At 72.9% G+C, this 22,745-nt stretch carries 18 protein-coding genes; 17 read left to right on the top strand and 1 reads right to left on the bottom strand.

What is annotated here, in order from left to right; genetic code table 11:
• The first annotated feature begins 24 nt into the window (after positions 1-24).
• From hisI to pyk, 14 genes are all read left to right on the top strand, one after another.
• Positions 25-396, top strand: a complete 372-nt coding sequence (gene hisI / locus ACT17Q_RS08790; protein ID WP_094179949.1) for a phosphoribosyl-AMP cyclohydrolase — start codon at positions 25-27, stop codon at positions 394-396.
• On the top strand, positions 393-1,961 hold the full coding sequence (locus ACT17Q_RS08785; RefSeq protein WP_141319145.1) for an anthranilate synthase component I: 1,569 nt from the start codon (positions 393-395) through the stop codon (positions 1,959-1,961). The genes hisI and ACT17Q_RS08785 overlap by 4 nt, the downstream gene beginning before the upstream one ends.
• Positions 1,954-2,574, top strand: coding sequence for a Trp biosynthesis-associated membrane protein (locus tag ACT17Q_RS08780; RefSeq protein ID WP_444661919.1), 621 nt, complete (start codon positions 1,954-1,956; stop codon positions 2,572-2,574). The genes ACT17Q_RS08785 and ACT17Q_RS08780 overlap by 8 nt, the downstream gene beginning before the upstream one ends.
• 145 nt (positions 2,575-2,719) lie before the next feature.
• Positions 2,720-3,025, top strand: a complete 306-nt coding sequence (locus ACT17Q_RS08775) for an HGxxPAAW family protein (protein WP_141319149.1) — start codon at positions 2,720-2,722, stop codon at positions 3,023-3,025.
• Positions 3,026-3,029: 4 nt separating this feature from the next.
• Positions 3,030-3,884, top strand: a complete 855-nt coding sequence (locus ACT17Q_RS08770) for a hypothetical protein (RefSeq protein WP_444661917.1) — start codon at positions 3,030-3,032, stop codon at positions 3,882-3,884.
• 8 nt (positions 3,885-3,892) lie between these two features.
• The gene (locus ACT17Q_RS08765) at positions 3,893-4,336 is read left to right on the top strand and encodes a DUF2752 domain-containing protein (protein ID WP_444661915.1); all 444 of its coding nucleotides are present in this window, start codon (positions 3,893-3,895) and stop codon (positions 4,334-4,336) included.
• Positions 4,337-4,427: 91 nt separating this feature from the next.
• Positions 4,428-5,057, top strand: a complete 630-nt coding sequence (locus tag ACT17Q_RS08760) for a DUF4190 domain-containing protein (RefSeq protein WP_444661913.1) — start codon at positions 4,428-4,430, stop codon at positions 5,055-5,057.
• A 141-nt stretch (positions 5,058-5,198) separates the two neighbouring features.
• Positions 5,199-6,011 carry an indole-3-glycerol phosphate synthase TrpC gene (gene trpC / locus ACT17Q_RS08755; protein ID WP_094182141.1) on the top strand — a complete coding sequence of 271 codons (813 nt, stop codon included), beginning with the start codon at positions 5,199-5,201 and terminating at the stop codon, positions 6,009-6,011.
• A complete protein-coding gene (trpB, locus tag ACT17Q_RS08750) occupies positions 6,008-7,294 on the top strand; it encodes a tryptophan synthase subunit beta (protein WP_094179954.1) in 1,287 nt (428 codons plus the stop codon). Before trpC ends, trpB begins: the two co-directional genes overlap by 4 nt.
• 35 nt (positions 7,295-7,329) lie before the next feature.
• Positions 7,330-8,169, top strand: a complete 840-nt coding sequence (gene trpA / locus ACT17Q_RS08745; protein WP_444665376.1) for a tryptophan synthase subunit alpha — start codon at positions 7,330-7,332, stop codon at positions 8,167-8,169.
• 17 nt (positions 8,170-8,186) lie between these two features.
• The gene (gene lgt, locus ACT17Q_RS08740; RefSeq protein ID WP_094182143.1) at positions 8,187-9,158 is read left to right on the top strand and encodes a prolipoprotein diacylglyceryl transferase; all 972 of its coding nucleotides are present in this window, start codon (positions 8,187-8,189) and stop codon (positions 9,156-9,158) included.
• 178 nt (positions 9,159-9,336) lie between these two features.
• A complete protein-coding gene (gltB, locus tag ACT17Q_RS08735) occupies positions 9,337-13,896 on the top strand; it encodes a glutamate synthase large subunit (RefSeq protein ID WP_268531171.1) in 4,560 nt (1,519 codons plus the stop codon).
• On the top strand, positions 13,889-15,358 hold the full coding sequence (locus tag ACT17Q_RS08730) for a glutamate synthase subunit beta (protein ID WP_094179956.1): 1,470 nt from the start codon (positions 13,889-13,891) through the stop codon (positions 15,356-15,358). Before gltB ends, ACT17Q_RS08730 begins: the two co-directional genes overlap by 8 nt.
• A 119-nt stretch (positions 15,359-15,477) precedes the next feature.
• A complete protein-coding gene (gene pyk / locus ACT17Q_RS08725; RefSeq protein ID WP_444661909.1) occupies positions 15,478-16,905 on the top strand; it encodes a pyruvate kinase in 1,428 nt (475 codons plus the stop codon).
• Positions 16,906-16,993: 88 nt separating this feature from the next.
• Here the strand turns inward: pyk and ACT17Q_RS08720 are convergent, their stop codons facing one another.
• Positions 16,994-17,620, bottom strand: a complete 627-nt coding sequence (locus ACT17Q_RS08720) for an alpha/beta fold hydrolase (protein ID WP_444661907.1) — start codon at positions 17,618-17,620, stop codon at positions 16,994-16,996.
• Positions 17,621-17,898: 278 nt separating this feature from the next.
• Between ACT17Q_RS08720 and ACT17Q_RS08715 the strand changes: the two genes are divergently transcribed.
• The 3 genes from ACT17Q_RS08715 to ACT17Q_RS08705 all read left to right on the top strand — a co-directional run bounded on the left by ACT17Q_RS08715 (position 17,899) and on the right by ACT17Q_RS08705 (position 22,638).
• Positions 17,899-19,578, top strand: a complete 1,680-nt coding sequence (locus ACT17Q_RS08715) for an ATPase, T2SS/T4P/T4SS family (RefSeq protein ID WP_268531182.1) — start codon at positions 17,899-17,901, stop codon at positions 19,576-19,578.
• 124 nt (positions 19,579-19,702) lie between these two features.
• On the top strand, positions 19,703-21,406 hold the full coding sequence (locus ACT17Q_RS08710) for a type IV pilus twitching motility protein PilT (protein ID WP_444661905.1): 1,704 nt from the start codon (positions 19,703-19,705) through the stop codon (positions 21,404-21,406).
• The gene (locus ACT17Q_RS08705; protein ID WP_094179961.1) at positions 21,406-22,638 is read left to right on the top strand and encodes a type II secretion system F family protein; all 1,233 of its coding nucleotides are present in this window, start codon (positions 21,406-21,408) and stop codon (positions 22,636-22,638) included. Before ACT17Q_RS08710 ends, ACT17Q_RS08705 begins: the two co-directional genes overlap by 1 nt.
• Positions 22,639-22,745 lie beyond the last annotated feature (107 nt).

Raw genomic sequence — 22,745 nt, 5'->3', positions numbered from 1 at the left:
GCCCGGGCGTGGCAGGATTCTCCGGTGCCCACCCTGGACCCCGCAGTCGCGTCGCGTCTCAAGCGCGACGACCACGGCCTCGTCGCCGCGATCGTGCAGCAGCACGACACGCGCGAGGTGCTCATGCTCGGCTGGATGGACGACGAGGCGCTGCGCCGCACGCTCACGTCCGGTCGCGTGACCTTCTGGTCCCGCTCGCGCCAGGAGTACTGGCGCAAGGGCGACACGTCCGGCCACGTCCAGCACGTGCGGGGGGTGCGCATCGACTGCGACGGCGACGCGCTGCTCGTCGAGGTCGACCAGGTCGGCGCCGCGTGCCACACCGGCGCCCGTACGTGCTTCGAGGCGGGTGGCCCGCTGCCCGTGACGGTCGACGAGGCGGAGGACGGACGATGAGCGCCGGGACGTCGCCGACGCCGGACACCGCCCCGCAGGTCCCGTGGGGCACCACCTGGCCGACGCTCGACGGTTTCCGTGACCTCGCGCGCGACCGGCGCGTCGTGCCGGTCGTGCGCCGTCTGCTCGCGGACGACGTGACGCCGGTCGGCCTCTACCGCACGCTCGCGGCCGGGCGCCCCGGCACGTTCGTCCTCGAGTCCGCCGAGGCGGACGGGACGTGGGCGCGCTGGTCGTTCGTCGGCGTGCGGTCCCGCGCCACGCTCACGGTGCGCGACGGTCAGGCGGTGTGGACGGGCGACGTCCCGGTCGGTGTCCCGACGAGCGGCGACGTGCTCGACGTCCTCGGAGACACCCTCGACGTGCTGCGCACACCGGTCCTGCCCGGCCTGCCGCCGCTGACCGGTGGGCTCGTCGGCGCGCTCGGGTGGGACGTGGTGCACCACTGGGAGCCGACGCTGCCGCGCAAGGCCCCCGAGGAGCTGGACGTCCCCGAGGTCACGCTGCTGCTGGCGACCGATCTCGCGGTCGTCGACCACCAGGACGGGTCGGTGTGGCTCGTGGCGAACGCCATCAACTTCGACGACACCGACGAGCGCGTCGACGAGGCGTACGCGGACGCGGTGGCGCGGCTCGACGCGATGCAGGGCTCGCTGCTGCACCCGGCGCCGTCCGCGGTCGCCGTGCTCACCGACGCGCCCGAGCCCGAGCTGCGGTTCCGCACGACGCGCGAGGAGTTCGACCAGGCCGTGCGCTTCGGCAAGGACGCGATCCGCGACGGCGAGGTGTTCCAGGTCGTCATCTCCCAGCGCCTCGACCTCGACTGCCCGGCCGAGCCGCTCGACGTGTACCGCGTGCTGCGCACCATCAACCCCAGCCCGTACATGTACTACCTGCAGCTGCAGGACGCGGACGGGCACGACTTCGCGGTCGTCGGGTCGAGCCCCGAGACCCTCGTGAAGGTCGACGACGGGCACGTCACGACGTTCCCGATCGCCGGCTCGCGGCCGCGCGGCGCGACGCCGGAGGAGGACCGCGCGCTGGCCGACGAGGTGCTCGCCGACCCCAAGGAGCGCGCGGAGCACATCATGCTCGTCGACCTCTCGCGCAACGACATGGTCAAGGTGTGCGAGCCGACGAGCGTCGAGGTCGTGGAGTTCATGGCGGTGCGCCGGTTCTCGCACATCATGCACATCACCTCCACGGTCGTCGGGCGCCTGCGTGCCGGGGCGACCGCGCTGGCCACCCTCATGGCGACGTTCCCGGCGGGCACGCTCTCGGGCGCGCCCAAGCCCCGGGCGATCGCGCTCATCGACGAGGTCGAGCCGGCCCGCCGCGGCATCTACGGCGGGACGGTCGGGTACTTCGACTTCGCGGGCAACATGGACATGGCCATCGCGATCCGCACCGCGCTGATCCGCGACGGGCGCGCGTCCGTGCAGGCCGGCGGCGGGATCGTCGCGGACTCGGTGCCCGAGCTCGAGTACCTCGAGTCCCGCAACAAGGCGCAGGCCGCGGTGCGCGCCGTCCAGGTCGCGTCCCGCCTGCGACGCGCGGATGTCTGACCGTCCCCGTCGTCCGGGCCGCGGGCGCGCCGCCGTGCTCCTCCTGCTCGCGGCCGCGCTGACCGGTCTCACCGCGCTCGTCCCGTGGCTCACCGTCGAGACCGTGACCGTGCTCGGCGAGCCCCGCACCGTCACGGTCGCCGGCTCGTCGGCCGCGCCGTCGCTCGTCGCGGTCACGCTCGTGCTGCTCGCGGCCGCGGGTGCCGCCGCGCTCGTCGGGCGCGCCGGACGGTGGGTCGTGGTGGGCGTGGTCGCGCTGGCCGGTGCGCTCGTCGTCGTCGACGGCGTCGGGGTGCTGCGGTCGCCCGGTTCCGCGGCCGCCCCGAGCGTCGCCGACGAGCTCGGGGTCGAGCGCGTGGTCGAGGACGTCGCGGTCTCGGCCTGGCCGTGGGTCGCGGTGGTCGTCGGGGTGCTGGTCGTGCTGCTCGCGGTCTGGCTCGCGCGGGCGAGCGCCTCGTGGGCCGTCGGCCGCCGCCACGAGGGCGCGTCGACGACCGTGCCCGCCGGCGGTGCCGCGCCCGCGCCGCTCGACGAGCGTGACCAGTGGGACGCGCTGACCCGCGGCGACGACCCGACCGACGGTCCGGACGGGCCCGGGCGGCAAGGCCCCTGACGCCGCGCGGCGGGCCTCTTCGCGTGGTCCGCACGCCTCCGCCGGGTGACTGCCGGGCTGTGGTCCGCGTCGCAGCGGACGTGCCGGGGCGCGAGGTCGGGCGCACGCTAGGGTGAGCGGCGAACCTCGTACGGAAGGGTCGACGATGGCCGACAACACCCTCGCGCACCGCGCGCAGAACCCCACGACCACCGAGGCGGTGCACCTGCCGCCGACGGCCCCGCCGACGAACCACGGCCACACCGTGGCGGCCTGGACCACCACGTGGGTCGTGGTCGGTGGCGCCGTCATCGCCGCGCTGGCGATGGTCTTCGCGCAGGTGTGGCTCTTCTGGGTCGGAATCGGTGTGTGCGTGCTCGGCCTGGTCGGCGGCAAGGTCCTCCAGGTCCTCGGCTACGGCCAGGGTGGTGCCGCGACGCTCGCTCGCCAGAAGGCGCGCGGGGGCCACTGACCCGATGACCTCCTCCGTGCCGCCCGCGCCCGACGAGCCGCGTGACCCGTCCGCGCCGTCCGAGCCGCTCGAGCCGTCCGCGCCCGCCGAGCCGGGTGCGGACGCGCCGTCGTCGGCACAGGAGGACGGCGGCACGGCCGCGAGCGAGCCGGACGCGACGGGGTACACCCCGCCGTCGTACGAGGCCCCGCCCGCGTACGTCGCGCGGCCGGCCTACGAACCGCCCGCGACGTTCGGCGAGCCCTCGGGCGCGACCCCCGCGTCCGCGGCATCGCCCTCGTCGTCCGACGAGCCCGATGGCCCCGCCGAGGGCACGCCGGCAGGGAGCGCGCCGGACGCGGGCACGCCGGCCGTGAGCGCGCCCGTCCCCCCGGCTGCGCAGTCGGACGGGCCGGAGGTACCGCTGTACGGCACGCCGCCGGAGCCCGCGGACAACCCCTATGCGGCCCCGCCCGCGTACGGCACGCCGCCGGCCGCACCGCCCGCCTACGGCGGCGCACCCTCCTACGGCACCCCGCCGGCGGGCCCCGCGTACGGTGCGTCGCAGGGCCCGTACGGGGCGTGGCCCACCGACCCCTACGCGACCCCGCCGCGGACGTCGAGCCCGCAGGCGACCTGGTCGCTCGTGCTCGGGATCCTCGGCATCGTCCTGGCGTGCGGGTGCTCGTTCGTCGGCTTCGCCGCCGCGGTGCCCGCGATCCTGCTCGGCAACCGCGCCAAGTCGGACGCGGCGCGCGGCCTCGTCGTCGCGAACGTCTCGGTCGCGCGCGCGGGTGTGATCCTCGGCTGGGTGGGCGTGGGTCTCGCGCTCCTGCGCACGCTCGGCTACCTCGCCTCCTTCGCCCAGAACTCGATGTAGCGGTCGCCATGGACGCGCCGGTCGTCGATCCCCACGTCGCCGCGACACCCGCTCCGGCGCGTCGTCGGCGCGCCTGGCGGGGGCCCGCGCTGACCGCCGGGGTCGTGCTCGTCGGGACCGCCGCCGTCGCGCTGCGGGACCCGCACGTGTCCGGGAGCTACGGGTACTGCCCGCTCTACGCGGCCACGGGCCTGTTCTGCCCGGCCTGCGGCGGGCTGCGCGCGACGCACGACCTCGCGCACGGCGACCTCGCGGCCGCGTGGTCCATGAACCCGCTGTGGGTCGCCCTCGTCCCCGTCGTCGTGGCTCTGTGGGTCTGGTGGGCCGTGCGCGTCGCGCGCGGGCGGGCGGCGCCCCTGCTGCCGTCCTGGTCGGCGTGGCTGTTCCTCACGCTGCTCGCCGTGTTCGGCGTGCTGCGCAACCTGCCGGGCCTCGAGGCGCTCGCCCCCTGACCGCCTCGTCCTGCGCGGAGAACGGGGTCCGGCCTGGCAGAGTTACCCCAGCACGTCCGACACCCGCACCACGACCGACTGGAGCACCGCGATGAGCACGCCCGACCAGCCGACCGAGCCGCAGCAGCCGAGCGAGCCGGCGTCGCCGTACGCGCCCCCGCCCGCGGGGTCGTCGGGAGAGCAGACGTCGCAGCCCACGCCGGGCGCCGACCAGCCGCCGGCGTACGGGCAGCCGCCGGCCTACGGGCAGCCGCCCGCGGACCAGCCGCCCACGTACGGGCAGCCCCCGGCGTACGGCCAGCAGCCCTACGGCCAGGCTCCGGGATACGGCCAGCAGCCGTACGGGCAGGCTCCGGCGTACGGCCAGCAGCCGTACGGCCAGGCTCCCGCGTACGGCCAGCAGCCCTACGGCCAGGCTCCGGCGTACGGGGGGTACCCCGGGTACGCCCCGGGCGCCTACCCCAAGAACAGCCTCGGGGTGTGGTCGCTAGTGCTCGGCATCGCGAGCATCGTGCTGTGCGGCCCCTTCTCGGGCATCCCGGCGATCATCATCGGCAACAACGCGAAGCGCGCGGTCGCCGCGGGGGAGGCCGACAACGCCAGCCTCGCGACCGGGGGCGTGGTGACGGGCTGGATCGGCACGATCCTCTTCGTGGTCGGGGTCGCGTTCGTCCTGCTCCTCGTGATCGCGGCGCCCGACAGCACGGTCCGGACCTACTGACCACGCCCGCGGGGGACCCGGTCCACCAGTCGGGCCGTGGTCCGGGTCACTCCGCGGCGCCTCTACGATGACCGGGGGAGGGCCTCGCACGGCGGTGCGGCGGCGGGTCCACCCGGGACGCGAACGAGGGGTGTGGTGGCCATGAGCGTGCTCGACGAGATCGTCGCGGGGGTCCGGGAGGACCTCGCGGCCCGGGAGGCGCGCACTCCGCTCGCCGAGGTCAAGGAGCTCGCGGCGCGCCGCGAGTCGGCGGTCGACGCGGTGGCGCGTCTGCGCGTCGAGGACGCGGTGACCGTCATCGCCGAGGTGAAGCGCTCGAGCCCGTCGAAGGGTGCGCTCGCGCAGATCTCCGACCCGGCGGCGCTGGCGGCGGAGTACGAGAAGGGTGGCGCGGCCGCGATCTCGGTGCTGACCGAGGAGCGTCGCTTCAACGGCTCGCTCGCGGACCTCGACGCGGTACGGGCGCGGGTCGACATCCCGGTGCTGCGCAAGGACTTCATCGTCACGCCGTACCAGGTGTGGGAGGCGCGTGCGCACGGGGCGGACGTGTGCCTGCTCATCGTCGCGGCGCTCGAGCAGACCGTGCTCGAGTCGCTCGTCGAGCGGGTCCACTCGCTCGGGATGACGGCGCTGGTCGAGGTGCACGACGAGGACGAGGTGGCGCGCGCGGTCGACGCGGGCGCCCGGGTCATCGGCGTCAACGCCCGTGACCTGCGCTCGCTCGAGGTGGATCGCGGCACGTTCGCCCGCGTCGCGCCCCGGATCCCGTCCGACATCGTGAAGATCGCCGAGTCCGGCGTGCGCGGCCCGCACGACGTCGTCGACTACGCGCGCGCCGGCGCCGACGCGGTGCTCGTCGGCGAGGCCCTCGTGACGGACGACGCCCCGCGGCAGTCGGTCGCGGACCTCGTCGCGGCCGGCGCCCACCCGTCCCTGCGTGCGGTGCGCCAGTGACCGGCCTCGACAGCGGCCGTCCGCTGGTCCCCGGCCAGGAGCCCCGGCTCGGGTCGCTCGCGACGCACGTCGGCCCGTACTGGGGTGACTTCGGCGGGCGGTACGTGCCGGAGGCGCTCATCGCGGCGCTCGACGAGCTCGACACCGCCTATCACAAGGCGCTCGCCGACCCGGCGTTCGGTGCCGAGCTCGCGCGCCTGCACCGCACGTACACCGGACGCCCCAGCCCGCTGACGGAGGTGCCGCGGTTCGCGGCGCACGTCGGTGGCGGCGCCCGCGTGTTCCTCAAGCGTGAGGACCTCAACCACACCGGCTCGCACAAGATCAACAACGTCCTCGGCCAGGCGCTGCTCGTGAAGCGCCTGGGCAAGACGCGCGTGATCGCGGAGACGGGTGCCGGGCAGCACGGCGTCGCCACCGCGACCGCCGCGGCGCTCCTGGGCCTGGAGTGCACGGTGTACATGGGCGAGGAGGACACGCGCCGCCAGGCGCTCAACGTCGCCCGGATGCGGCTGCTCGGTGCCGAGGTCGTCCCGGTGACGATCGGCACGCGCACGCTGAAGGACGCGATCAACGAGGCGCTGCGCGACTGGGTCGCGAACGTCGAGACGACGCACTACCTGCTCGGCACGGTCACGGGCCCGCACCCGTTCCCGGAGATGGTGCGCGACTTCCACAAGGTCATCGGCGAGGAGGCGCGCGCCCAGCTGCTCGGCGAGATCGGGCGGCTGCCCGACGCCGTCGTCGCGTGCGTGGGGGGCGGGTCGAACGCGATGGGGATCTTCAACGCGTTCCTGGACGACGCCGACGTGCGGCTGTTCGGCTTCGAGGCGGGCGGACGCGGCCTGGGCCCCGGCGACCACGCGGCGCGGTTCTCGGGCGGGGCCCCGGGCGTGCTGCACGGCGCGCGCTCGTACCTGCTGCAGGACGAGGACGGGCAGACCGTCCCCAGCCACTCGGTCTCCGCCGGCCTCGACTACCCGAGCGTCGGCCCCGAGCACTCGTGGCTGCACGACATCGGCCGCGCGACGTACCTGCCGGTCTCGGACGTCGAGGCCATGGACGCGTTCCGGCTGCTGTGCCGCACCGAGGGGATCATCCCCGCGATCGAGTCCGCGCACGCCCTGGCCGGCGCGATCCAGCTCGGTGCGCAGGCGGCGCAGTGGTCCGACGAGCCCGTGCTCCTGGTGAACCTGTCGGGGCGCGGCGACAAGGACGTGGCCACGGCCGCGCGGTGGTTCGGCCTGCTGGACGCGGGCGACGAGGGCGAGGGAGACCGGTGAGCGGCGGACGGACGACGAGCCCAGCACCCACGAGCGTGGCACCCACGAGCGCGGGCGCCACGACGGGGCCGCTGCTCGACGGTCTCGCGGCCCAGGGGCGCGCGGCGCTCGTCGGCTACCTGCCGGTCGGCTACCCGTCGGTGGCCGGCTCGGTCGAGGCGGTGCGCACGATGGTCGACGCGGGTGCCGACGTGGTCGAGCTCGGCATGCCGTACACCGACCCCGTGATGGACGGCCCGGTCATCCAGCGCGCCGTCGACCACGCGCTGCGCGGCGGGACGCGCGTGCGCGACACGCTCACGGCCGTCGAGCAGGTCGCGGGCCGTGGCGCCCCGGTGCTCGTGATGACGTACTGGAACCTCGTGCTGCGCTACGGCGTCGAGGCGTTCGCACGCGACCTCGCGGCGGCGGGCGGCGCGGGCCTCATCACGCCGGACCTCGTGCCCGACGAGGCCGGCGCGTGGATCGCGGCGTCCGACGAGCACGGTCTGGACCGGGTCTTCCTGGTCGCCCCCAGCTCGACGCCCGAGCGCCTCGCGAGCACGGTCGCCGCCTCCCGCGGCTTCGTCTACGCGGCCTCGACCATGGGCGTGACCGGGGAGCGCGCCACGGTCGGCTCGCGCGCCGAGCAGCTCGTCGCGGACACGCGCGCGGCGGGTGCGGACCGCGTGTGCGTCGGCCTGGGTGTCTCGCGCCCGGAGCAGGCGGCCCAGGTCGCCTCGTACGCCGACGGTGTGATCGTCGGCTCGGCGTTGGTCCGCTCGCTGCTGGACGTGCCCGACGAGGCGACGGGTATGGACCGGCTCGCGGAGGTCACGGCCGCCCTCGCCGCGGGGGTGCGCTCGGCCGAGCGTCCCGCCGGGGCGTCGCGGTGAGGGCCGCGTCGCTCGTCCTGGCCGCGCCCGCCGGCGGGCTCGTCGACGGCGTGCGCGCCGCGATCCCGAGCCCGTCGCAGGGCGTGTGGTACCTGGGGCCGCTGCCGCTGCGCGCGTACGCGATCGCGATCCTGCTGGGCATCGTCGCCGCGGTCCTCCTCACGCAGCGCCGGTGGGAGGAGCGCGGCGGCGACCGGGACCAGGTCGTCGAGATCGCGTTCTGGGCGGTGCCGTTCGGGATCGTCGGCGGCCGGATCTACCACCTGGTGACGTCGCCCGACGCGTACTTCGGCGAGGGCGGCGACCCGTGGAAGGCGTTCGCGATCTGGGAGGGCGGGCTCGGCATCTGGGGCGCGGTCGCGCTCGGTGCGGTCGGCGCGTGGATCGGGTGCCGGCGTCAGGGGGTGCGGCTCGCGCCGTTCGCCGACGCGCTCGCCCCCGGTCTGCTGGTCGCCCAGGCGATCGGGCGGCTCGGCAACTGGTTCAACCAGGAGCTGTTCGGCGGCCCGACGACGCTGCCCTGGGGCCTGCGCGTCGACGACTCGGTCGCCGAGACGGCGGGGTACGCGGCGGGGACGCTGTTCCACCCGACGTTCCTGTACGAGCTGCTCTGGAACCTGGCCGGTGCCGCGCTGCTGGTGTGGGCGGACCGCAGGTTCCGCCTCGGGCACGGCCGCGTGTTCTGGCTGTACGTCGTCGTGTACACCACGGGCCGCGTCTGGATCGAGGCGCTGCGCATCGACCCTGCGCACGGCTTCCTCGGCCTGCGCCTCAACGTCTGGACGTCCATCCTGGTGGGCGTCGGAGCGCTGGTAGCGTTCGTGGTGGTCGGGCGTCGGCATCCCGGACGCGACACGACCGTCCTGCTGGATCCGTCGCCGGAACCCTCCGAGCAGCAGATCTCCCAGCAGGAGGACGTCCCACAGGACGCGGGCACCGACTCGGCGACCGTCCCTGTGGACGACGAGGACGGTCATCCGGCCCGTTGACGACGGGACCGGACCGGCCCCGCACGTGGCCGATCTCTATGATCCGAGTCACACAGGGCGATGCGGCCACCCGTCGAGGCGGGTTGTATCGTCGCCCACCACAAGGGCCGACGACGTCCCGATCCCCCCAAGTTCGTGCGAGCCCCGGTCCGGCCGGGGCACTGTGAGGACGGTAGCGATGACGTCGCCCAGCGGTCTGCCGAGCACCTCGCTCGACCACGCGGCGTACCCCCTGTACGACCCGTCGGCCGAGCACGACGCCTGCGGCTTCGCGTTCGTCGCGACGCTGCGCGGGACGCCCGGGCGCGACATCGTCGACGCCGGGCTGACCGCCCTGCTCAACCTGGACCACCGCGGCGCCGTGGGCGCCGAGGAGGACTCCGGTGACGGCGCCGGCATCCTCACCCAGATCCCCGACGCGTTCCTGCGGGACGTCGTCGACGCGGAGCTGCCCCCGGTCGGCTACTACGCGATCGGCATGGCGTTCCTGCCGCAGGACGAGGCCGAGCGCACCGCGGCGGTCGCCGCGATCGAGGCGGTCGCCGCCGAGGAGAAGCTCGACGTGCTGGCGTGGCGCGACGTCGTCGTGACCGCGGACCTGGTCGGTCCCACGGCGCGCGCGTCGATGCCGGTGTTCCGCCAGCTCGTCGTCGCGGACCCGTCGCGCGAGCTCGCCGGCATCGACCTCGACCGTCGGGCGTACCGCCTGCGCAAGCGGGCCGAGCGTGAGCACGGGGTGTACTTCGCGTCGCTCTCGGCGCGCACGGTCACCTACAAGGGCATGCTCACCACGGCGCAGCTCGAGCCGTTCTTCGCGGACCTGTCCGACCCGCGCTACGCCTCCGAGATCGCGCTGGTCCACTCACGGTTCTCGACGAACACGTTCCCGTCGTGGGAGCTCGCGCAGCCGTTCCGGATGATCGCGCACAACGGCGAGATCAACACCGTCCGCGGCAACCGCAACTGGATGGCGGCGCGCGAGGGCATGCTCGCGTCCGACGAGCTCGGCGACCTGACGCCGCTGCTGCCGGTGTGCACGCCCGGCGGCTCGGACTCCGGCAGCTTCGACGAGGTGCTCGAGCTGCTGCACCTGTCGGGCCGCTCGCTCCCGCACTCGGTGATGATGATGATCCCCGAGCCGTGGGAGAACCACGCGCAGATGGACCCCGCGACGCGGGCGTTCTTCGAGTACCACTCGACGCTCATGGAGCCGTGGGACGGCCCCGCCGCGATGACGTTCACCGACGGCACGCTCATCGGCGCGGTGCAGGACCGCAACGGTCTGCGTCCCGGTCGCTACTGGGTGACCGAGGACGGGCTCGTCGTGTGCGCCTCGGAGTCGGGCGTGCTCGACATCGATCCCGCGTCGGTCGTCGCCAAGGGGCGCCTCGAGCCGGGGCTGTTCTTCCTCGTCGACACCGGCCAGGGCCGGATCATCGCGGACGCCGAGGTGATGTCCCAGCTCGCCGCGCAGCGGCCGTACGCGCAGTGGGTCGAGGAGAACTCGGTCTACCTCGAGCAGCTCCCGGAGCGCGAGCACGTCGCGCACTCGGCCGCCTCGGTGCGCCGCCGCCAGCGCGCGTTCGGGTACACGGAGGAGGAGCTCAAGATCCTCCTGACGCCCATGGCCGCGACGGGCGCCGAGCCGCTCGGCGCGATGGGCTCGGACACGCCGGTCGCGGTGCTCTCGCAGCGCCCGCGGATGCTGTTCGACTACTTCACGCAGATGTTCGCGCAGGTGACGAACCCGCCGCTGGACGCGATCCGTGAGGAGCTCGTCACCGCGATCGGCGGCGCGATCGGCCCGGAGCCGAACCTGCTGGCCGACGGGCCCGAGCACGCGCGCAAGCTCGTCCTGCCGTTCCCGGTGCTGGACAACGACCAGCTCGCCAAGATCGTGCACGTCGACAAGGAGCCCCGGCACGGGTTCCGCACGACGACGATCCGCGGCCTGTACCGGGCGTCCGGCGGGGGAGCGGCGCTCGAGGCCCGCCTCGAGGAGATCTTCGCCGAGGTCGACCGCGCGGTCGCCGAGGGCGTGAGCTTCGTCGTGCTGTCCGACCGCAACTCGGACGCCGAGCTGGCGCCGATCCCGTCGCTGCTGCTCCTGAGCGCGGTGCACCACCACACGCTGCGCCGTCACACGCGCACGCAGATCTCGCTCGTCGTCGAGGCGGGCGACGTGCGCGAGGTGCACCACGTCGCGCTGCTCATCGGGTTCGGCGCGGCCGCGGTGAACCCCTACCTCGCGATGGAGACGGTCGAGGACCTGTCGCGGCACGGCTACCTCGGCGAGGTCACTCCCGAGAAGGCCGTCAAGAACCTCATCAAGGCGCTCGGCAAGGGCGTCCTGAAGGTCATGTCGAAGATGGGCATCTCGACCATCGCGTCCTACCGCGGTGCGCAGGTGTTCGAGGCGATCGGTCTGTCCCAGGCGCTCGTCGACCGGTACTTCACGGGCACGACGAGCCGACTCGGCGGCATCGGGCTGGACGTGATCGCGGCCGAGGTCGCCGCGCGGCACGCCGACGCGTACCCGGCGTCCGGGAACCGCCAGCCGCACCAGCGCCTCGCGGTCGGTGGCGAGTACCAGTGGCGTCGCGACGGCGAGGACCACCTGTTCGACCCGGAGACGGTCTTCCGCCTGCAGCACTCGACGCGCACGCGCCAGATGGACGTGTTCCGCCAGTACACGCAGCGCGTCGACGACCAGGCGAAGCGGCTGATGACGCTGCGCGGCCTGCTCGCCTTCAAGGAGGGTGTGCGCGAGCCCGTGCCGCTCGACGAGGTCGAGCCCGTCAGCGCGATCGTCAAGCGGTTCAGCACGGGCGCGATGTCCTACGGCTCGATCTCGGCCGAGGCGCACGAGACGCTCGCGATCGCCATGAACCGCCTCGGCGCGAAGTCCAACACGGGCGAGGGCGGCGAGGACCCGGAGCGGCTGCACGACCCGGAGCGGCGCTCCGCGATCAAGCAGATCGCCTCGGGCCGGTTCGGCGTGACGTCGGAGTACCTGACCAACGCGGACGACATCCAGATCAAGCTCGCGCAGGGCGCGAAGCCCGGCGAGGGCGGTCAGCTGCCGGGTCACAAGGTGTACCCGTGGGTCGCCAAGACGCGGCACTCGACGCCCGGCGTGGGACTCATCTCGCCGCCGCCGCACCACGACATCTACTCGATCGAGGACCTCGCGCAGCTCATCCACGACGCGAAGAACGCGAACCCGCGCGCCCGGATCCACACCAAGCTCGTCTCCGAGTTCGGCGTGGGCACGATCGCCGCGGGCGTCGCCAAGGCGCACTCGGACGTCATCCTCATCTCGGGTCATGACGGTGGCACGGGTGCGAGCCCGCTCACGTCGCTCAAGCACGCGGGGACGCCGTGGGAGATCGGCCTGGCCGAGACGCAGCAGACGCTCGTCCTCAACGACCTACGTGACCGCGTCGTCGTCCAGGTCGACGGGCAGCTCAAGACCGGCCGTGACGTCGTGATCGGCGCGCTGCTCGGCGCGGAGGAGTTCGGCTTCGCGACCGCTCCGCTCGTCGTGTCCGGCTGCGTCATGATGCGCGTCTGCCACCTCGACACCTGCCCGGTGGGCGTCGCGACGCAGAACCCGGAGCTGCGCGCGCGGTTCACGGGCAAGCCCGAGTTCGTCGAGGCGTTCTTCGAGTTCATCGCGACCGAGGTGCGCGAGCACCTGGCCGCGCTCGGTTTCCGCACGCTGGAGGAGGCCGTCGGCCACGTCGAGCTGCTCGAGACGCGCACGGCGATCGAGCACTGGAAGGCCGAGGGCCTCGACCTGGAGCCCGTGCTCGCGGTGCCTCAGCCCAAGCCGGGCTCGGCGCTGCACCACACCAAGAACCAGGACCACGGCCTGGAGCGCGCGCTCGACAACCGCCTCATCGCGCTGTCGGCGGACGCGCTCGAGCGTCGCGAGCCCGTGCGGATCTCGCTGCCCGTGCGCAACGTCAACCGCACGGTCGGCACGATGCTCGGGCACGAGGTCACGCGCCGCTTCGGCGGTGAGGGCCTGCCCGACGACACGATCGACGTCACGCTCACGGGGTCGGCCGGCCAGTCGTTCGGCGCGTTCGTCCCGCGGGGGATCACGCTGCGGCTGTTCGGCGACGCGAACGACTACGTCGGCAAGGGCCTGTCGGGTGGTCGCATCATCGTGCGGCCCGACCGCAGCGCGGTGCTCTCGTCCAGCCACAACGTGATCGCGGGCAACGTGATCGGCTACGGCGCGACGTCCGGCGAGGTGTTCCTGAGGGGCCTGACCGGTGAGCGGTTCGCGGTGCGCAACTCCGGCGCGACGCTCGTCGTCGAGGGTGTGGGCGACCACGCGTGCGAGTACATGACCGGCGGGACCGTGGTCGTGCTCGGACGCACGGGCCGCAACTTCGGCGCCGGCATGTCGGGTGGCACCGCGTACGTGGTCGACCTGCAGACCGAGCTCGTCAACACCGACGCGGTCCGCACGGGCGAGCTCTCCCTCGCGCCGCTCGACGACGAGGACGCCGCGGTCGTCGGCGACCTGCTGCACCGCTACGCCGAGGAGACCGGCTCGCCGGTCGCGGCCGAGCTGCTCGAGGGTGACTGGCGCTCGCGCTTCACCCGTGTCCTGCCCACCGAGTTCTCGCGCGTCCGGCGTGCGCTCGCGCAGGCCGAGGCCGACGGCCTCGACCCGACGGCGCCCGGCGTGTGGGACCAGATCCTGGAGGTGGCGCGTGGCTGACCCCCGTGGCTTCCTGAAGGTGCGCGAGCGCGAGCTCCCGCCGAACCGTCCCGTCGAGGTGCGCCTGCGCGACTGGAAGGACGTGCACGCCCACCTGCAGGACGGCCAGCCGTTCCTCAAGGAGCAGGCCGGCCGCTGCATGGACTGCGGCATCCCGTTCTGCCACAACGGCTGCCCGCTCGGGAACCTCATCCCCGAGTGGAACGACCTCGTGTGGCGCGGTCAGTGGGCGGACGCGATCCAGCGCCTGCACGCGACCAACAACTTCCCGGAGTTCACCGGGCGCATCTGCCCGGCGCCGTGCGAGTCGTCGTGCGTGCTGGGCATCAACCAGCCGCCCGTGACGATCAAGAACGTCGAGGTCTCGATCATCGACGAGGCCTTCGCGCGCGGGCTCGTGACGCCGCAGGTGCCGCAGCGCCTGACCGGTCACACGGTGGCGGTCGTCGGGTCCGGACCGGCCGGTCTGGCCGCCGCGCAGCAGCTCACGCGCGCCGGTCACACCGTCGCGGTGTACGAGCGCGACGACGCCGTCGGCGGACTCCTGCGGTACGGCGTGCCGGACTTCAAGCTCGAGAAGGTCCACATCGACCGTCGCGTCGCGCAGATGGAGGCCGAGGGCACGCGGTTCCGGCCCAACGTCGAGATCGGCCGCGACGTGACGTGGGCGCAGCTGCAGGCCCGCTACGACGCGATCGTGATCGCCACCGGCGCGACCGTGCCGCGCGAGCTGCGCGTGCCGGGCACCGAGCTGGACGGCGTGATGTTCGCGATGGACTTCCTGCACCCGGCGAACGCCGCGGCTGCGGGCAGGACCGTCGAGGGTCAGGTCACGGCCGAGGGCAAGCACGTCGTCATCATCGGCGGTGGCGACACGGGCTCGGACTGCCTCGGCACCGCGCTGCGCCAGGGCGCCGCGTCGGTCACGACGCTCGCGATCGGCAAGAAGCCGCCGACGGACCGACCCGCGCACCAGCCGTGGCCCACCGACCCGATCCTGTTCGAGGTGTCGTCGTCGCACGAGGAGGGTGGCGAGCGCGCCTACCTCGCGTCGACGGTCGGCTTCCTGCCCGACGAGACGGGCACGCGCGTCGCGGGCCTGCGCCTGGCGACCACGGAGTACCTGCCCGACGGTCGCCGCGTCCCGACGGCCGGGACCGAGCGGGACATCCCGGCGGACCTCGTGCTGGTCGCGATGGGCTTCACCGGCCCCGAGACGCAGGCCGTCGTCGAGCAGCTCGGCGTCGAGATCACGCCGCGCGGCGCGTTCGCCCGGACCGACGACTTCGCGACCGCCGTGCCGGGCGTGTTCGTCGCGGGGGACGCGGGCCGCGGCCAGTCGCTCGTCGTGTGGGCGATCGCGGAGGGCCGCGCCGCGGCCGCCGCGGTGGACACGTACCTGTCCGGTGCGACCGAGCTGCCGCGCCCCGTCGAGGCCGACACGGTGGCGCTGCGACCCTGAACCCCACCCCCAGCCCGGCGAGTCGTCCAGACACGCCGGGTCCACTATCGGGACGCCGCCCTGACCTGTCAGGACGTTCGGACCGGCCAGACATACCCGAAAGGCATAGGCTCGCCTTCATGCGTAGAGCAAAGATCGTCTGCACCCTCGGCCCGGCCACGGAGTCGCTCGACATGATCCAGGCGCTGGTCGACGCCGGCATGGACGTCGCGCGCATCAACCGCAGCCACGGCGAGCCCGAGGAGCACGCCAAGGTCATCCAGAACGTCCGCGCCGCCGCGCAGGCCTCGGGCCGGTCGGTCGCCGTGCTCGTGGACCTGCAGGGTCCGAAGATCCGTCTCGGCCGCTTCATCGAGGGCGGTCACGACGTGGCCGTCGGCGACACGCTGGTCATCACGACCGACGACATCGAGGGCACCAAGGACCGCGTCTCCACGACGTTCAAGGGCCTGCCGGGCGACGTGAAGCCGGGCGACCCGATCCTCATCGACGACGGCAAGGTGCTCGTGCGCGTCGTCGAGGTCGACGGGACGGACGTCGTCACGCGCGTCGAGGTGCCGGGCCGTGTCTCCAACAACAAGGGCCTCAACCTGCCCGGCGTCGCCGTGTCGGTGCCCGCGCTGAGCGAGAAGGACGAGACCGACCTGCGCTGGGGCCTGGCGCAGGGCGCGGACTTCATCGCGCTGTCCTTCGTGCGCAACGCCGCGGACTACGACCGCGTGCGCCAGATCATGGAGGAGGAGGGCCGGGTCGCCCCGGTCATCGCCAAGATCGAGAAGCCGCAGGCGGTCGAGAACCTCGCCGAGATCGTCCAGGCGTTCGACGGCATCATGGTCGCCCGCGGTGACCTGGGCGTCGAGCTGCCGCTCGAGCAGGTGCCGCTCGTCCAGAAGCGCGCGGTCGAGCTCGCCCGCCGCAACGCGAAGCCGGTCATCGTCGCGACGCAGGTGCTCGAGTCGATGACGACGAACCCGCGGCCCACCCGCGCCGAGGCGTCCGACTGCGCCAACGCCGTGCTCGACGGCGCCGACGCGGTCATGCTCTCGGGCGAGACCAGCGTGGGCGACTACCCGATCGAGACGGTGCGCACCATGGCGCGCATCATCGAGGCGACCGAGCAGCTCGGCCGTGAGCGCATCGCGCCCCTCGGCTCGACGCCGCACACGCGTGGTGGTGCGATCACCCGCGCCGCCGCCGAGATCGGCGAGCGGATCGGCGTGAAGTACCTCGTGACGTTCACGCAGTCCGGCGACTCGGCGCGTCGCATGTCGCGCCTGCGCTCGCCCATCCCGCTGCTCGCGTTCACGCCGGTCGAGTCGGTGCGCAACGTCCTGTCGCTGTCGTGGGGCACCCAGACGTACCAGGTGCCGCAGGTCGCGAGCACCGACGAGATGGTCGACCAGGTCGACAAGACGCTGCAGGCGCAGGGTCTCGCCGAGACGGGCGACTACGTGGTGGTCGTCTCCGGGGCGCCCGTGGGCGTCGTCGGGTCGACGAACTCGATCGTCGTGCACAAGATCGGCGACGAGTCCGACCGCGTCGCCTGACCGGTCGCAGCCTGACGCAGGCCCGCCGCGCCGCCCTTCACGGGTGGTCGCGGCGGGCCTTCGTCGTGCGTGGTGGTGCGCCGCCGGGTCAGGAGCGGGGCGCGAGCTCCCGCAGCGCGTCGACGAGGACGCGGTTGAACTCGTCGGGCGCGTGCGTGTTCACGTCGTGCCCCGCGCGAGGGACCACGGTCAGCCGCGCGCCGGCGTGCGCGCGCAGGTAGCGGCGCTCCTCGAGGCGCAGCGGGTCCCGCCGGCCGTTGACGAGCCACACGGGCAGGCTCAGGCGGCGCAGGTCCGTGAGCGGCGAACACGTGGCGAGCGCGGCGAGCATGTCGGTCACGACGTGCCAGGTCCCGCCGCCCAGGTGCAGCGCGCTCGTGACCCACGTGGACAGCCGGCGGTAGGCGCGCAGCAGCGGCCCGCGGGTCTGCGTCGAGCAGCCCGCGGCGACCACGCCGGCGATGGTGTGCTCGTGCCGGCCCGCGTACGCGAGGCTCACGTAGCCGCCGAGGGAGAGACCGACGAGCAGCGGCGGCGTGTCGAACGAGCGGACCGCCGCGTCGACGGCCTCGAGCGCACCGTCGAGCGTGAACCGCTCGTGGGCGCGCGCCCCGTGCCCGGGCAGGTCGATCGCGAGCGTCGGATGCCCCAGCCGCTCGAGCTCGGCGACCTGCGGCGCCCAGATGGCCGACGAGGTGCGGGTCCCGTGCACCATCACGATCGGCCGTGCGCCCGACTCGTCGTGCGCGGCTGCGGCGGCGGCGGCGACGACCGCGGTGGGTGTGACGGCGGGTGTGGCGGTCGGTGCGGGGTGGTGCGGGACGGTGGTGATGGTGGGTCTCCCGGGTCGCGAGGTGCGGTGAGCATACGCGCCGTTCCTGGGCACGGCGGGGGAGTGCCGGCCGGGATCGTCGTGATCGGCCCGATCACCTCAGGCGCGGGCCACCGGGTGCCGATAGGTGCGATGACGACCGTCGTGCCATGGGAGGTGCCGTGAAGCAGCTGGGCGAGATCCTGCTCGAGGAAGGCCTGGTGACCGAGGCGCAGCTGCTGTCCGCGCTGGACGAGCAGATGACTGCCGGGTCCTCGCTCGGACGCACGCTCGTCGAGCTCGGTGTGCTCACCGAGGGGCAGCTGGTCCAGGCGCTCGCCGCGCAGGCGGGCATGCCGTTCGTCGACCTCGACGAGTACCCCGTGGACCGGGCCGCGGTGGCGATCGTGCCCGCCGCGCTGTGCCGCCGGTACACCGTCCTGCCCATCCGGATCGACCAGGGCGTGCTCGTCGTCGCGACGGCCGACCCCGGCAACGTGATGGCGATCGACGACGTGCGCACCGTCTCGCGGATGCAGGTCATGCCGGTGATCGCGACGTACGACAACGTGCTGCGGGCGATCGACCGGTTCGTGCGCGCCGACGGCGAGATGGAGGACCTGTCCAACGCGTTCGAGGAGTCGCAGGCCGAGGAGCAGGCGGCCGCCGACCTGTCGAAGCTCGGCGACTTCGTCGAGGACGACGCGCCGATCGTGCGCTACGTGAACCTGCTGGTGACGCAGGCGATCACCGACCGGGCGTCGGACATCCACATCGAGCCGACCGAGCACGACCTGCGGGTGCGGTACCGGATCGACGGCGTGCTGCACGAGATGCAGCGCTCACCCAAGAACATCACCGGTGGCGTGACGAGCCGCGTCAAGATCATGAGCGACATCGACATCGCCGAGAAGCGCAAGCCGCAGGACGGCCGCATGTCGGTGGTGCACAACGGTCGCAAGATCGACCTGCGCGTGGCGACGCTGCCCACGGTGTGGGGCGAGAAGATCGTCATGCGAATCCTCGACAACTCCACGGCGAGCCTCGACCTGCGCGACCTGTCGTTCCTCGACCACAACTACGAGACGTACAAGGAGTCGTACACCAAGCCGTACGGGATGATCCTGGTGACGGGCCCGACCGGTTCCGGCAAGTCGACGACGCTGTACGCGACGCTCAACGCGGTGTCGAAGCCCGAGATCAACGTGATCACGGTCGAGGACCCGGTCGAGTACCGGCTCGCGGGCATCAACCAGGTCCAGATGAACCCGAAGGCGGGCCTGACGTTCGCCGCGGCGCTCCGCTCGATCCTGCGCTCCGACCCGGACGTCGTGCTGCTCGGTGAGATCCGTGACCACGAGACCGCTCAGATCGCGATCGAGGCGGCGCTGACGGGCCACCTCGTGCTCTCGACGCTGCACACCAACGACGCACCCTCGGCGGTCACGCGTCTCACGGAGATGGGCATCGAGCCGTTCCTCGTGGGCTCCGCGCTCGACTGCGTCGTCGCCCAGCGGCTCGCCCGCCGCCTGTGCCCGAAGTGCAAGGTGCCCTACCAGCCGAGCCCCGGGGAGATGGAGGCGGCCCGGTTCCCCTGGATGCCCGGCGAGCCGGTCCCGGAGCTGTTCCGCCCGGGTGGGTGCACCGCGTGCTCGAAGACCGGCTACAAGGGCCGGCTCGCGCTGCACGAGGTCATGCGCGTCACGGAGGACATCGAGCGGCTCGCCGTCGCGCACGCGTCCGCTGCGGAGATCGCGTCGACGGCCGTCAAGCAGGGGATGACCTCGCTGCGCAACGACGGCTGGCACAAGGTCGCACTCGGGCAGACGTCGATCGAGGAGATCCTGCGCGTCGTCGCCTGACCTGCGCGAAGGGGTGAAGAAGCCGGAGCGATCACCTCAAGTCGGGTCAGACGTCCGCCGATGAACGCTCCGGGACCAGTCGGCCTGGCGTCGCGCACCGCGCGGCACCCGAGAGGGGAATGACGTGAGCGAGTACTACCAGCCGGCGGCGGGCGAGCCTGCTCGGCCGTTGCCGCCGTTCCGCCCCGCGGGGCCGCAGGCGGGCGAGCCGGTACCGCCCGCGACACCGACGATGTTCTCGCCGATCCCGTCGCAGTCGACCGGTGCGCCGGTCATGCCGGCCGCGCCCGCCCCGGCGGCGCCGCCGACGAGCAGCGCGCCGCTGTCCGTCGCCGCCGTGCGGGAGCAGTTCCCGCAGCCGGCCTTCACGCCCGGCGGCTCGCCCGCGCACCCGACGTACGCCCGGGCGGCCGAGGGCGCGCAGCCCGCGTTCGTCCCGGGTGGCCCGCCGACGACGTTCACGCCGACCCCGGCCCCGACGACGTTCACGCCCGCGGGGGCGCCGACGGCACCCGCGACGTTCACGCCGGGCCCCGCGGCACCGACGGCCCCCGGAGCCCCGGCCGGCTACGCGCCCGCTCCCGCGGCGGCCCCCGCCCCCGGCGCGCCCGCCCGTCCCGCCGCGTCGGTGTCGGCCGGTGACGACAAGCGTCCGCGCGACCGCGCCCCGGTCGCCCGCGTCGGCATGGCGCAGGAGGCCCAGGAGGGCGACCTGCCGATCGACAACGTGCTCACGCGCATGGTCGAGCTCGGGGCGTCCGACGTGCACCTGACCACCGGCGCGATGCCCATGGTCCGCATCTCCGGCTCGCTCAAGCCGCTCGAGGGCTTCGGCCAGATGGCGCCCGAGCCGCTGCGCCGTGCGCTGTACGCGATCCTCACGCAGAAGCAGCGCGAGACGTTCGAGGCGAACCTCGAGCTCGACTTCTCCTACGCCGTGCGCGGGCTGGCCCGGTTCCGCGTGAACATCTACCAGCAGCGCGAGTCCATCGGCGCCGCGTTCCGCGTCATCCCGTACGAGATCAAGCCGCTCGAGGACCTCGGGGTGCCCGCGATCGTCGGGAACTTCGCCGGTCTGCCGCGTGGGCTGGTGCTCGTCACGGGGCCGACCGGCTCGGGCAAGTCGACGACGCTCGCGTCGATCATCGACCTCGCCAACCGCACGCGCGAGGACCACATCATGACGGTCGAGGACCCGATCGAGTTCCTCCACCGGCACAAGAAGTCGCTCGTCAACCAGCGTGAGGTGGGCGCCGACACGCTCTCGTTCGCGAACGCGCTGAAGCACGTGCTGCGCCAGGACCCCGACATCATCCTCGTCGGCGAGATGCGTGACCTCGAGACGATCTCCGTCGCCCTGACGGCCGCCGAGACCGGGCACCTGGTCTTCGCGACGCTGCACACGCAGGACGCGGCCCAGACGATCGACCGCATCATCGACGTGTTCCCCTCGCACCAGCAGTCCCAGGTGCGCACGCAGCTCGCCGGCGCGATCCAGGGCGTGGTCTGCCAGACGCTCTGCAAGCGTGCCGACGGGCCGGGCCGCGCGGTCGCGACCGAGGTGCTGGTGGCGACGCCCGCGATCCGCAACCTGATCCGTGAGGGCAAGACGCACCAGATCTACTCGTCGATGCAGGCCGGCGCCTCGCAGGGCATGCACACCATGGACCAGCACCTGTCCGAGCTCGTGAAGAAGGGGACCATCTCCTACGAGGTCGGGCTCGAGAAGTGCCACCACGTCGAGGACTTCAACCGTCTGACCGGCCGGTTCTCCGGTGGCCCGCAGGGCGGAGCCGCGCTGGCCGACGCGCAGTTCGGGGCCCTGTGATGGCGACGACGGCAGGCAAGACCTTCGAGTACGCGGTCCGGGACAAGTCCGGGAAGATCATCAAGGGACGCGTCGAGGCGAGCAACCAGGCCGCGGTCGCGAACCGCCTGCGCGAGATGGGCCTCGCGGCCGTCTCGATCAACGAGGTCTCGACCTCAGGTCTGCAGCGCGAGATCACGATCCCCGGCATGGGCGAGAAGGTCACGCTCAAGGACCTCGCCGTCATGTCACGCCAGATGGCGACCATGATCTCGGCCGGTCTGTCGCTGCTGCGCACGTTGTCGATCCTCGCGGAGCAGACCGAGAGCAAGCCGTTGGCCAAGGTGCTCGGCGCGGTGCGCGCCGACGTCGAGACCGGTGGCTCGCTGTCGTCGGCGCTGCAGAAGCACCGCGACGTCTTCCCGCCGCTGATGATCAACATCATCAAGGCGGGCGAGGTCGGCGGCTTCCTGGAGCAGGCGCTCGTCTCCGTCGCGGAGAACTACGAGGCCGAGGTCAAGCTGCGCGGCAAGATCAAGTCCGCAATGGCCTACCCGACCGTGGTGTTCTGCATCGCGATCATCGCGGTCGCGGTCATGCTCATCTTCATCGTCCCGGTCTTCAAGAACATGTTCGAGGGGCTCGGCGGCGAGCTGCCGCTGCCCACCCAGATGCTCGTGTGGCTCTCAAACCTCATGCGCTGGCTCGGACCCGTGCTGATCGTCGCCGCGATCGTCTTCATGTCGTGGTGGAAGAAGCACAAGAACGACGACAGCGTGCGTCAGCGGGTCGATCCGTGGCGCCTTCGACTTCCCGTCTTCGGCGCATTGTCGAAGAAGATCGCAATTGCCCGTTTCTCGCGCAACTTCGGCACCATGATCGCCTCCGGCGTCCCTTTGCTCCAGGCCCTCGACATCGTCGGCGAGGTCTCGGGCAACTGGGTCATCGAGGCCGCCATCAAGGACGTCCAGGAATCCGTGCGCCGAGGCGAGTCGTTGACCGGCCCGCTGAGCAAGCACGAGGTGTTCCCGTCGATGGTGACCCAGATGATGGCCGTGGGTGAGGACTCGGGTGCGCTGGAGACGATGCTCGAGAAGATCTCGGAGTTCTACGACCAAGAGGTCGAGGCGACGACCGAGCAGCTCACGAGCCTGATCGAGCCCATCATGATCCTCGGTATCGGCCTCGTCGTCGGCGGCATGATCGTCGCCCTGTACCTGCCGATCTTCAACGTCTTCGACCTCATCGGCTGACCTTTCAGCGGCCGTTCGGGTGAATTCGGATCCCGGGTGGAACCGCCGCTCAAGGCCGAGTCGGACCCGGACGATAGACCGGATGCATCACCCGAACCGGCCCCGCA

Source organism: Cellulomonas sp. CW35, from assembly GCF_052378485.1.
In the GTDB taxonomy this organism is placed as follows: domain Bacteria; phylum Actinomycetota; class Actinomycetes; order Actinomycetales; family Cellulomonadaceae; genus Cellulomonas; species Cellulomonas uda.
The sequence above is the reverse complement of the archived record's forward strand: the minus strand, read 5'-3'. Positions and strand labels throughout refer to the sequence as shown.